Genomic DNA, 12,735 nt, shown 5'->3' on the forward strand with positions numbered 1-12,735 from the left:
ATTTCAGTTTGGGACATGTCCATTTTGATTTTTTGACGATTTGGACATGTCCCAAACTGAAATGGACATGTCCCCTTTTATCTCTTTTAGTGGTTTCTTTGACCCTTGACAAATTTCGGGCGGGTGCTTATAATAAGTCTAGTTGTAAACACAAAACATAACCGCCAAAGCGCAGAAGAGAACAGTAGGATATGAGAACCATCCAGAGAGAGGCGTGAATCAGCTGGAAGCGCCTTATGGGGAAGGTATCTGAATACCATCTCGGAGCGGCCTTAATACGGCACGGTGACCCCGTTATCGGTCCAAATGAAGTGGTTTTGCAAGAAACAAGAAGGGTGGAACCGCGGATCATATATAGAAGATGTCCGTCCCTTTCCGTACTGATACAGTATGGAAAGAGGCGGTTTTTTTATTTCACAGGAACACTTCCTATGAAATAAAAAACGCTACGCGGGGATCGCACTGCGGCGGAAAAGAAGATGCCGCTTGCGCGGCCCGCCGCAGGCGGAGAGTAAAGAAGGGAGATACAAAGATGATTGTAACTTTAAAAGACGGATCTAAAAAAGAATTTGAAAGCGCCGTGTCTGTCATTGATATCGCCAAAGATATCAGCGAAGGACTGGCCAGAATGGCTTGTGCAGGAGAGGTAGACGGGGAAGTTGTGGACCTGCGCACGATGATTGATAAGGATTGTAATCTGAACATCCTGACTTTCAACGATGAAGGAGGCCGCGCGGCATTCCACCACACGACTTCCCATATTATGGCTCAGGCCGTGAAGAGACTGTATCCCGGGACGAAGCTTGCGATCGGGCCTTCGATTGCGGACGGTTTTTACTATGACATGGACCGGGAAGAGCCGTTTACGGCGGAAGAGCTGGAGAAGATTGAATCGGAGATGAAGAAGATTGTCAAAGAAGATCTGAAGATCGAGCAGTTCACACTTCCCAGAGAAGAAGCCATTCAGTTTATGAAGGATAAGGATGAACCCTATAAAGTAGAACTGATTGAGGATCTGCCCGAAGGGGAGACCATCAGTTTCTATCAGCAGGGTGAATTTGTGGATTTGTGCGCCGGACCTCATCTGATGAGCACAAAGCCTGTAAAGGCATTTAAGCTGACCTCCCTGGCAGGAGCTTACTGGCGCGGCAGCGAGAAGAATAAAATGCTGACGAGAATCTACGGTACTTCCTTTACCAAGAGTGCCGATCTGCAGGAATATCTGGACCGGATCGAAGAGGCGAAGAAACGTGATCACAGGAAACTGGGGAAAGAGCTGGGCTTATTTACCATGATGGACGAAGGCCCGGGATTCCCGTTCTTCCTGCCAAAGGGCATGGTGTTAAAAAATACCCTGCTGGACTATTGGCGGCAGATACACACGAAGGCAGGCTATGTGGAGATCTCCACGCCGATCATGCTGAGCCGGAAACTCTGGGAGACGTCCGGACACTGGGATCACTATGCGGATAATATGTATACCACGGTGATTGATGAGGAAGACTTCGCCATCAAGCCGATGAACTGCCCCGGCGGCATTCTGGTATACAAATCAGAACCTCATTCCTACCGTGACCTGCCGATCCGCATGGGGGAAATCGGCCTGGTGCACCGCCATGAGAAATCAGGAGCTCTTCACGGCCTGATGCGTGTCCGCTGCTTTAACCAGGATGACGCGCATATCTTCATGATGCCGGAACAGATCAAAGAGGAGATCAAAGGCGTTGTACAGCTGATTGACGAGGTATACAGCCTGTTTGGTTTTAAATATCATGTGGAACTGTCTACGCAGCCCGAGGACAGCATGGGAAGCGCTGAGGATTGGGCGATGGCTACGGATTCCCTGAAAGCCGCCCTGGAAGAGTTGAATCTTCCTTATGTAATCAATGAAGGGGACGGCGCGTTCTACGGTCCGAAGATCGACTTCCATCTGGAAGACTCCCTGGGCAGAACCTGGCAGTGCGGAACGATTCAGCTGGACTTCCAGATGCCGCTGCGGTTTGACCTGGAGTATATCGGCGCGGACGGAGAACGCCACAGACCGATCATGATTCACCGGGTGGCTTTTGGATCGGTGGAACGTTTCATCGGAATTCTGATCGAACATTTTGCCGGTGCATTCCCTACCTGGCTCGCTCCGGTCCAGGTCAAGGTACTGCCGATATCAGATAAGTTCATCGATTACGGAACAGAAGTGCTTCAAAAATTAAAAGACGCCGGAATACGAGCGGAATTAGATACACGGGCGGAAAAGATCGGCTATAAGATCCGCGAGGCTCAGACACAGAAAATACCTTACATGCTGGTAGTCGGAGAAAAAGAGGCCGACAGTAAAACCGTGGCGGTAAGAAGCAGGGCAAATGGAGATGAAGGACCTCAGGGACTGGATGTGTTTATTCAGACCGTTCAGGAAGAAATTCATACAAAGAAAACGGCAGTTCCTAAATAATAGTTTTTATATTTAACGAAATAAGTGAGAATTCTCCCACCTCTGCAGGTGGCGAGATGAATCACCCAAAACAAGATTAACGGCAGTGGGGGACGGAGAGAAATCGGTATCCCCCATTGACATGAGGTCAAGGCACGCAGCAATAAAAGTCGTATTCTGTGAAATTACCGAGCGTGGATTGAAACAACGTATTATATAGTTTATAGCTGTGAGCACTTAGCGCCCGTATTTTGGGCGCTTTTGTGCGTCATAAAAAAGTAATATGTCTCCAGGAAGGTAAAGTAAAAAAAGTTTAGCATGCTTGGCTTATAATATTGCGATTCGATAGTTTCATGATAATGTTTTCCGTTCGGATGGAAAAGTTAACCGTTTTTTATTTGATGGATCAGATGAATTTTCCGAACATTAATTATTTTTCGATTATGTAGCAGTCAGGATAAAATCAGAGGAAAAGGCACATAATATTCCTGGAATCTATTCAAAAGGAGGAAATTAGGATGCCACAATTAGATTGTTCTGTTGACAGCTGTGTCTATAATAAAAGAGAATGCTGCTGTCGTGGTGAGATCTGTGTAGATGGAAGAGAAGCCAAAAGTTCGGAAGATACCTGCTGCCGCAGTTTTGAAGAGAAGCGTGGGGAATCTTTTTTAAGTGCTACGGAACATCCTACCCAGACGATTAATGTAGAGTGTAAGGCAACTGACTGTATTTACAACAAAGACTGCATCTGTGATGCGAGACACATCGGTATCGCCGGTTCTAACGCATGTCACTGTGAACAGACGGAGTGTGCCAGCTTCTGCTGCCACTAATCCGAATGGATTTTGACAGGGAAGAAAACTTTACTTCAAAAGTCCTCAGAATCATTTTTATGGTAAGTCAAAATTATGGTAAGTCAAAATTTGAAAAATGAATGAAAAGGAGCCGCTGCGTGTATTATGAACGCGCGGCTTCTTTTATATCATTTCATAAGAAAATGTTCCTATGTAATGAAAAAGCTCCGCGGGGATCGCACTGCGGCGGAAAGGAAGATGACTCTTATGCGGTCAGCCGCAGGTGTTTCACAAGCGTCTATTTATGAATAATAAGAATAATAAGAATGCAGGAAATTTTAATTGCGAAATTTGTTTTGTCATGATACAATTAAAGAGCAAAATGTATTGGGGTAAAACAAAAAAGGAGGAGGAAACCCTATGAAGAAAACGCGTTTGTTCTTGGTTCTGGCATTAATGTTGTGTCTGATTAGCTCTGTCGGCGCCTATATACTTCAGACAGATGGAGGGAAAGTGGAGGTGACGGAGCTCATGATTCCCGGGTCAGATGGCGCCAGTATCAGCGGCTGGATGTACAAACCGGTTGCTGCGACACAGGAAAATCCATTGCCGTTGATCATTACCGGCCATGGAAGCTACAATAATAAAGAGATGCAGGATCAAAATCTGATCGAACTGTCCAGAAGGGGATTTGTAGTATTCGCGCCGGATTCCTACCGGCATGGAAAATCATCCATCCATTCGGAAGATATGAGTGAATATACCAGTATGGTAGATACGGTGGAAACACTTTACGCATCTTTAAATTACATAGATAAAGACAAGATAGCCGTTACGGGCCATTCCATGGGTGCGGACCAGGCAAACAACACGGCCAGGTATTATATCGAACAGGAAGCAAAGGGAGAGGGAGTGAATAAAATATCCGCGGTATTAAGTGTCGGCTGTGATCCTCCCTATACCTTTTATGAAAGGGAAGATAGGAAGGAGCCGATACCGATCACCGTGGATTATGGTGTCATTGCTGCCAAGTATGATGAATGGTTTTTCCGGCAGCCGGACGTAGATAATAATCCGGCTCGGCTTTTGGAGAGCGAAAATGCCAGATCTTTTGTAAACCAGGTAGACGCTAAGGTAACCGGTCCGGTAGAAAACGGCCGCATTTATGAGGGGACAATAGAGGGGGAAACCTATAAACGGGTTCTGTATCAGGTACCGGAGATCCATCCGATGAACCATTTTTCCAGGAACAGTGCCGCAGCTATGGTTGATTATTTTTATGAGGTATTCGGTGTACCATCCGGCTTTGGTAAAATAGCCAGTGGCAGCCAGATTTGGATTTACAAAGAATTATTCAATCTGCTAGGGCTTATCGGTATATTCCTGTTTTTGTTTCCGTTTTCAAAATTACTCTTATCAACGAAATTTTTCGGGGAAATCAGGACGGCGAACGCTGCTCCTCCTGCACCGGCACTCCGGACGGTGGGCCAAAAAGGTGTTTTCTGGCTGACGGTGTTGGTCAATACGGCGCTGCCCGCCTTACTCTTGATGCCAATAGGATTTCACCTGATCGGAAAAGAGACCTTTGTACCTGCGGTGTATAACAGATTGTTCGGCGAAGGGAACACAAACGAGCTGGCAGGCTGGTCACTGATGGCCGGGCTGTGTATACTGGCGGTCCTGTTCCTTGTATACCGTGTCTATGGAAAGAAAAGGGGGGCAGAGCTTAGCAGCTGGGGCATCCGTATCTCCCCGCGCCGGTTTTTAAAAGCGCTTTTGCTGGCATGTCTGACGGTTTTCTCCGCTTACGGGATACTTTTTATCTCAAATTATTTTTTCGGAACGGACTTTCGTTTCTGGGTACTGGCCATGAAAACATTCGGCCCGGATAAACTGCTATATGCCCTGGCGTATCTGCCGGCATTTGCTGTTTTCTATCTGGTAAATTCCATAGCGGTAAACGGGAATAACCGGGTGGAGGGATGGAAAGAGTGGAAAGTCCTGCTTCTGAGCTGTATCAGCAATATAATGGGATTAGTAGTGTTGATAGCCATCCAGTATGCCTCCATCCTTACTGATGGAAACACGGTGTTTAATTCCATGCGTATCGTTAACCTTTTCCCGCTTCTGGTATTAATACCGGCGGCGACGCTGATATCCCGCCAGTATTTTAAAGAGACCGGCAGCATTTATACCGGTTCTTTGGTCTTTGGCCTGTTCTACTCGGTGATGACCAGCGCCAACACTATGTTTACGGCGTCTTTGTTTAGTAAGTAACCGTATCCGATCCATCCGGTGAATTCCTTGATTTTTTCAGTCTGATCGTATATAATTTTGAGAGAAAATGACGGAAGAATGGAAAGAGGGAACAGAGGATACGATGGAAACTGACTGGATGGGGAGACACAGAGACCTGGTGGAAAAGTTTATCAGGCTCTTTAACGTATATGCTAGGCGTTATACAACAGTTTCTTATTTGGAAAATACAAATGTGGAGACGTCCTCTGCGCAGATTCAGACACTGGAATATATACTGGAGGCCGACGGCAGCCAGAAAATGTCGGAGATCGCGTCGAGAATGGGGATAACAAGGGGGACTTTTTCCAACAATGTAAAGAAGCTGGTAGAAAAAGGGTATTTACAGAAAAGTAACAATCCGGATAATAAAAAAGATGTGTTTGTGACCGTAACCGCGAAAGGAAAACAAGCATATCAGGAATATTCCGATTATATCTACAGGCTGTGGTTTCACAGAATGTTTGAACTGGCGGACCAGATACCGGAAGAATACCTTGATACCTTCAAAGAGCTTCTGGATGGTTTCACGGAAGCCTTTAACAAGGAAGGCGGCGCAGTGTCCGCCGGAGAGAAAAAGGATGCTGATTGATGCAAAGGACGGCTGTTGTACTGACATTTAGTCAGTATTGCAGCCGTCCTTCATCGAACTTCTGTTCAGTCAGGCTGTCGTATCCCTGCACAATGCTTCGGTCAGGCTATGGTATCATTTCGCAATGCTTCGATCAGGTTACAGCGCAGCAGGCGTTTTCCGCCGATGTAGTAAGCCAGTGCCACAAAGACAAAGATCGCCAGGCAAAACACCGCGATGGGTATAATCGGAGCTTCAGCCCAGAACTCGACCGGATTCAGATGGCTTGCCGCCGCCATGAGTTGTACAAAAATTACGGTTAAGGGCAGCGTGATCAGCAGGGGCCGGCCCGCAATCACCAGTGCTTCCACACAAAACATTTTCCGGATGCCGGCGGGCGTCATGCCAACGGACATATATTGGGCAAATTCCCGTTTTCGCTGCGTGAGAAACCCCAGCGTATTTGAGAACACATTGGCGATGCCGATCACCGCCAGCAGAACACAGAACCCGCCCAGAACCAGCAGATAGCCGGAGATCATATAGTCATTGGTAATCTTTTCTCCGATACGGTTTTCGATCTCTATATCGTAATTCCTGCCAATAAGCTTCGCAATGCGGTCTTCTAATTCTTCGGCTCCGGCCAGTGTGATCCCTTCTTCTCCGAGAACCCGGATATAGGTATCGTCTTCGGCGCCGCCGATCTGCCCGGATACTTTTTCCCACATAGATACGGGAACAAACTGTACCAGCGCAAAATTTTCGTATTCTTCCCTCAGTACGGGAGCTTCCTGGGTATAGGCCAGAACCGGCAGCGCTGTGGTTTCCTTCTGTCCGGAACTTTTAAGGTATATGGCTTCTTTATTTTCCACTACAAAGGGAATATATTCTTTATAACGGAAATTACTGTTCACGCTGTCCCAGATCCGGTTTAAGAGAATGGAACCGTCTAACTGGGGCTCTATATTCACCGCCTCGCAGTATTTCATAAAACTTTCATCGTCCAGCACGATAACCGGTGCCGCCGCTTCGTAATATCCTTCCGGTGTTTCTAAGGAGCCGGACAGGACGTCCAGACCGCCCAGCCGGGTCAGTTCCGCGCTCTGCCATTCTGCCGGAATAAAAGCTTGCGCTTTTGCTTTCTGATAGACGGTACAATCCCGCACCCCGTCCATTTCCTGCAGATTTGGTGTCAGGTCAAAATCCCCGATTCCCGTGTCCTTTACCGTCACCATTACATCCCAGGCATCCTGATATCTGTCGAAATACGTATATTCTGTGCTGATTCCGGAAAGGGTGAAGAAACACAGAATCAGGGTAAAACTCAAGAAGGAAAGAGTAAGGGAGAGGGTAGAGGTGCGCTGCGCCTTTTTTTGGGCCTTCAGGGCATTTCCCGACAGTTCTCCTTCTATTCCAAACAGGAAGGATAAAATACGGGAATGTTTTTTCTTTTTCAGTTGGAGACCGCCGGTATTACGGATCGCTTCCAGCGGGGTGAGCCTGCTCAATTTTCCGGCGGGGACCCAGGCGGAAAACAGAACCGTCAGCGTAGAAGACAGAACGGTAATGATAAATACCGCCGGATGGTACACCCAATCGGAGGCGTATCCTCCCGGCACGCTGACGGCTATCCTGCTGACAGCCTGCATGGCGGCATAACTGAGCGCGATTCCGATGCAGGTGCCAAGCAAGATAGGAACCGCGCTAAGAACCAGAGCTTCCTGCATCAGGCAGATCCATATCTGCCGGGGAGTGGCGCCAATGCTGGAGAAAATACCAAACTGGTGTATTCTGGCGTTCATGGACAACGCAAAAGAGTTGTGGATAATTAAAATCAGGGAAACAGATACCACAATCAATACGGCCAGATAAAATGCCATTAAAAGCGGGGGCTCTTCATCCTGAGGATCATGTACAAAATATTTGGACAAAAGCGTCAGATGATATTCCGCCGCATCCTCAGATAGCCCTAATTCAGCCATAATTAAGGGCATATCCTGAAAAACCGTCCTCCTGTTGTGAAACGTAATGTCCGCCACCGTTCCTTTGTCATCCGACAATTCTTCATTTACGACAACGCTCTTTACATTTCCAAAATTCCGGATAACGGCCATATCCTCATCGGAAAGTTCACCGGTAATACGTCCCTGCCAGTCACCCTCGTCCTGGATTATGTTGTTGATATCCGACACCCAGAAATTATAGAAAAGGCTGCACAGGAAAGACAGACAAAGTGCGCTGATCAAAGCCGCCGTCATAATGGAAATACTGGACGCCCGGTTGTTTTTTATATAACTGGTAGAATAATCCTTCCACATACCGCTCACCCCCGCTTCTGATCGCTCAGGACCCGGCCGTCTTCAATCGTCACGATGCGGTCTGTTTCCAGGGCAATCTTTTCATCGTGGGTGATGAGCAGGATCGTCTGCCGCAGGTTCCGGTTGGACAGCTTCAGCAGATCGACGATCTCTTTTGAGTTCTTATGATCCAGGTTGCCGGTCGGTTCATCTGCCAGCAGGATGGCCGGGCGGTAGATCAGGGCGCGGGCGATCGCAACCCGCTGCTGCTGTCCGCCGGAGAGCTGGTTTGGTAAAGCATCCAATTTGCCGCCAAGCCCCAGAATCCGGATAATATTCTCAAAGTATTCCTGGTCCGGCTTGACTTTATCGAGAAGCATCGGCATAAGTATATTTTTTCGCACAGTCAATGTGGGGATCAGATTATAAAACTGATAGACCAGTCCGACTTTCCTCCTTCTGAAAACAGCGGCGTTTGCAGCGCTCAGATGCCCGATGTCAACGCCGTCCACCACCACCGTTCCCTTTGATGGCTTGTCCACACTGCCTAAAATATGAAGAAGGGTTGATTTGCCGGAGCCGGATGCTCCGACGATGGCTACAAATTCCCCTTTTTCAACGGACAGGTCAATCCCATTTAAGGCTTTTACCTGGTTGTCTCCTTTTCCGAATGTTTTTTCCACATCGGTACATTTCAATATCTCCATGGTGAACCTCCTGTATCTATTTATTTGTTCCACCATTATAGCAAAGCAAAGTGACATCACAGTGACAATAAAACCATATGGAAAACAAGCAGACATCTCAGTGACGGTAGATTCGGATCTCAAAACGGGCGTGGCTGTCCGGCGTATTTCCGGCGCTGATCACGCCGTTTTGCATTTCGATGATCGTTTTTGCCAGCGGGAGACCAATACCGATCCCGCCGTCCTTTGCATTTTTGCCCCGGTAAAACCGTTCGAAGAGATGTGGAATATCATCTTTATCAAAGCCCGGGCCTTCATCCCATATCAGAATCTGGGCATATAAGGGATTTTGCTCATAGGAACAGTGGACGGTTTTTCCCTTCGGAGTATGTTCCATACAGTTTTTAAACAGATTGATAAATGCTTCCATGGTCCATTCCAGATCCGCGGTTATCTCGGCTTCACCTGTTTCCTGGATATCGATAGACACTTCCGCCTGCCGGAAAAGTTCCTGCAGATGATCGGCGGCCAGGGTAAGGACGGTAAACAGATCCACCTTCTTTCGCTCCAGAGACAGCGTACCAGCGTCAATACGGGACAGCAATAGCAGCGTTTCCTCAAAACGGGTCAGCCTGTTCAGCTGCTGTTCGATCTGCCTGGGATATATGCTGGAGGTATGCTCCATGATCATCTGATTGGAAAGGGAAATGGCAGTGATTGGAGTTTTTAATTGATGGGCAATATTAAAAAGATTATCCGCAAAATTTTTCTTTGCTTTCAACGCTTCCTCTCTGGTCTGGTAGAGCTGAGTTACGGTTTTGTAGAGTTCATCCTGCAGCCGGGAATAATCATTGTCCGCGGTTTCTAACAACAGCCCCTGGCCGCCGGAATTAACCTTTCTCAGATAATCCGTCAGAGATTTTAACCGCAGCCTCTCTTTTTTGCGGCAATACCAGTTAGAAAGTAAGAACAAACCGGTGCCGGCCGCAAAACCGATACCGGTAAAAAGGATGATATAAGATGGATTCCAGAAATCTGCGGGACTAAAGCCGAAGGACGCAAGAATATTTCCCTCCGGCGGGATATCCGCATCCTCCCTGCGCACATTTGCTCCTTCCGCATCCTCCTTATGATCCTTCAGAACTTCCGCCAGAGTCCGCCGTGTATCCGGCTGTGCTTCCAGGATTCCATTACAAATACTTCCTATTGTTTGAAATTGCTGCCGGGCATAATACCTGGTCAATAACAGAGCGGTCAATGATACTGAAATGAAACAAACAGCCAGCACAGACAGAACGCTTATGAGGACGTTTATTCTTATCTCTTTTCTCTTATACATTCGCTATCCTCCATACGATATCCAAAGCTGCGGATTGTCTTCAGACAGGAAGGACTGTGTAGCTTTTCACGCAGACGTTTCATGGTGACTGTCAGTGTATTATCATTCACAAAGCTTCCGTTATTATCCCAGATCGACTGCAGCAGCCTGTCCCTGGTAATTGTTTTTCCCTTGTTTTTCAGTAAAAGCAAGAGCAGCTGATATTCCATCTGGCTCAGGCTTATCTCTTCTCCATCGCAGAGTACCCTCATCCGGTTCTGATCAAGAGAGATGGAATCGCAGGAAAGATATTGTTCCGATACATTTCCTGTCCTGCGGAGCAGAGCATAGATACGGGAGTACAGGACATCCAGCTCGAATGGCTTCACCACATAATCGTCCGCTCCGCTTTGAAAACCGAATACCACGTCCCGGGAATCATCCCGGACTGTGATAAAGATCACCGGCAGATCATTCCAGCTGGAGCGGATAAAGCGGCAGAGAGTATCCCCCTGGCCGTCCGGCATATTCCAATCTACCAGAACCAGTGCCGGCACGTGTTTTCCCAAAGCCTCCTTTGCCCCGGCTATGGTTGTAAACACGAAAACCTGGTAGCCTTTTTGTTCCAGATAATCCTTGACTACCTCCGCAATATTTTGGTCATCCTCAATATAGTAAATCTCGATCATGTTCCACCTCCGCATGTATCTATTATATTTAGAGTGATCTTTGAAAGCAAGCGGATATCGTGCATATCCGGAAATCAGGTTGACCCTGAAAAATGATGTGGTATTCCGCAGTGTTTTCCGCAGAAGCAAAAAGGGGCTGCATGGCCTTCTGGGTGCTTTGCTGAATATTCCGCCGGAGAGCATCCGTGATATCGAGTTTCTGGATACCCACCTTGATTTGGAATATCCGGAGGATAAGGAAGGTATTCTGGATCTGCGGGTAATCTGTCAGAACAGCAGACATATCAATATCGAGATGCAGATGTACCATGTTAACTATTGGGAGGACCGTTCTCTTTTCTATAACAGTAAGCTTTTTATAAGCAGTGTGCGCAAAGGAGAGGACTACCGGAATGCGAAAACCTGTATCCATATAGGGATTTTGGATTTCACCCTGTTTCCGGATCAGAGGGAATTCTATTCTATACATAAGATCACGAATATAAAGACCGGGCGGATCTATAGTGACAAGCTGGCATTTCATGTGGTAGAATTAAGTAAAGTAGAGATGGCTTCTGAGGCAGAGAAGTCTACAGATGTATATCGCTGGGCCAGACTGATTTCCGCGGGAAGCATACAGGAGATGAAAATGCTGGCTAAAGGAGATGAGTATATGAAGGAAACTGTAGAGCTGTTTGAAGATTTCTCGTTGGATGATGAGGAACGGTACCGGGCATTTCGCAGGGAAATGGCGATTATGGACCGGAAATCGGAAATGAATGATGCATTTAGGGATGGTATAGAGCAGGGAAAGCAAGAGCTGGTCCTTAATATGCTAAAATCCGGTATCTCAATCGAAAAGATTGCATCGATAGCGAATATATCCGTTGACTTAATTCGTGAGTGGGAGAAAGCAGCGGTATAAAAGGAATTATAATGTATAAGAACTGGGAAAAAATTTAACAAAAAGATCCAGATAAAAACTTGACAGCCCGATAAAAATGTGGTAGTTTTATTAAAGCTGCGAACAACGAAGAAGAGTATCCACTCTCACCTTAGCACAAAAGCGTGACTATGGTTCATAATGAAAAGCATGATTGAAATATGCTCATTCATATAAGTGGATAGTCTGTCTATCCACTTTTTAATTTTTTTATGGAGGTGCACAACTATTAGCGATTTAATGATTAACGAGCAGATCAGGGACAAAGAGGTTCGTTTGATTGGGGAAGATGGAGAACAATTAGGTATCATTTCGACGAAAGAGGCCATGAGGCTTGCGCGCGAGGCGGAACTGGATCTGGTTAAGATTGCCCCTACTGCAAAGCCGCCGGTATGTAAGATTATCGATTACGGCAAATTCCGTTATGAGCAGGCCAGAAAAGACAAAGAGGCCAAGAAAAAGCAGAAAGTAATTGATATCAAGGAAGTACGTCTTTCACCGAACATTGATACAAATGATTTAAACACGAAAGTGAACGCAGCGAGAAAGTTTCTCACCAAAGGTGATAGAGTTAAAGTGACACTTCGTTTCCGTGGAAGGGAAATGGCTCACATGTCGAGCTCCAAGCAGATTCTGGATGTATTTGCCGAAAAACTCGCAGATGTGGCAACCGTTGAGAAAGCTCCCAAACTGGAAGGACGGAGCATGACTATGTTTTTAACTGAAAAACGTTAA

The 12,735-nt window shown here is 46.7% G+C and carries 10 protein-coding genes; 6 read left to right on the top strand and 4 right to left on the bottom strand.

Annotated elements, in window-relative coordinates:
- Nucleotides 1–532: 532 nt before the first annotated feature.
- From thrS to ABC831_RS17125, 4 genes are all read left to right on the top strand, one after another.
- On the top strand, nucleotides 533–2,449 hold the full coding sequence (gene thrS / locus ABC831_RS17110) for a threonine--tRNA ligase (RefSeq protein WP_343249309.1): 1,917 nt from the start codon (nucleotides 533–535) through the stop codon (nucleotides 2,447–2,449).
- 497 nt (nucleotides 2,450–2,946) lie between these two features.
- Nucleotides 2,947–3,261: a DUF1540 domain-containing protein gene (locus ABC831_RS17115; RefSeq protein ID WP_158354063.1), complete on the top strand. Its 315-nt coding sequence runs from the start codon at nucleotides 2,947–2,949 to the stop codon at nucleotides 3,259–3,261.
- 381 nt (nucleotides 3,262–3,642) lie between these two features.
- On the top strand, nucleotides 3,643–5,499 hold the full coding sequence (locus ABC831_RS17120; protein ID WP_343249310.1) for an alpha/beta hydrolase: 1,857 nt from the start codon (nucleotides 3,643–3,645) through the stop codon (nucleotides 5,497–5,499).
- Nucleotides 5,500–5,566: 67 nt separating this feature from the next.
- Entirely contained in the window at nucleotides 5,567–6,109 is a 543-nt protein-coding gene (locus tag ABC831_RS17125; protein WP_343249311.1) for a MarR family winged helix-turn-helix transcriptional regulator, read from the top strand.
- 101 nt (nucleotides 6,110–6,210) lie between these two features.
- On the opposite strand, the gene ABC831_RS17130 is transcribed toward ABC831_RS17125, so the two are convergent.
- From ABC831_RS17130 to ABC831_RS17145, 4 genes are all read right to left on the bottom strand, one after another.
- Entirely contained in the window at nucleotides 6,211–8,406 is a 2,196-nt protein-coding gene (locus ABC831_RS17130) for an ABC transporter permease (RefSeq protein ID WP_343249312.1), read from the bottom strand.
- A gap of 5 nt (nucleotides 8,407–8,411) precedes the next feature.
- Complete coding sequence (locus tag ABC831_RS17135; RefSeq protein ID WP_343249313.1) at nucleotides 8,412–9,092, bottom strand: ABC transporter ATP-binding protein; 681 nt, start codon at nucleotides 9,090–9,092, stop codon at nucleotides 8,412–8,414.
- Between the two features lie 97 nt (nucleotides 9,093–9,189).
- Nucleotides 9,190–10,410, bottom strand: coding sequence for a sensor histidine kinase (locus tag ABC831_RS17140; RefSeq protein ID WP_343249314.1), 1,221 nt, complete (start codon nucleotides 10,408–10,410; stop codon nucleotides 9,190–9,192).
- Nucleotides 10,389–11,078, bottom strand: coding sequence for a response regulator transcription factor (locus ABC831_RS17145; RefSeq protein WP_343249315.1), 690 nt, complete (start codon nucleotides 11,076–11,078; stop codon nucleotides 10,389–10,391). Before ABC831_RS17145 ends, ABC831_RS17140 begins: the two co-directional genes overlap by 22 nt.
- Before the next feature lie 40 nt (nucleotides 11,079–11,118).
- Here ABC831_RS17145 and ABC831_RS17150 point away from each other — a divergent pair, with 40 nt between their 5' ends.
- Nucleotides 11,119–11,982: an Rpn family recombination-promoting nuclease/putative transposase gene (locus ABC831_RS17150; RefSeq protein ID WP_343249316.1), complete on the top strand. Its 864-nt coding sequence runs from the start codon at nucleotides 11,119–11,121 to the stop codon at nucleotides 11,980–11,982.
- A gap of 258 nt (nucleotides 11,983–12,240) precedes the next feature.
- Nucleotides 12,241–12,735: a translation initiation factor IF-3 gene (gene infC, locus ABC831_RS17155; RefSeq protein ID WP_158347303.1), complete on the top strand. Its 495-nt coding sequence runs from the start codon at nucleotides 12,241–12,243 to the stop codon at nucleotides 12,733–12,735.

The sequence above is a fragment of the Diplocloster hominis genome, from assembly GCF_032380655.1.
In the GTDB taxonomy this organism is placed as follows: domain Bacteria; phylum Bacillota; class Clostridia; order Lachnospirales; family Lachnospiraceae; genus Diplocloster; species Diplocloster hominis.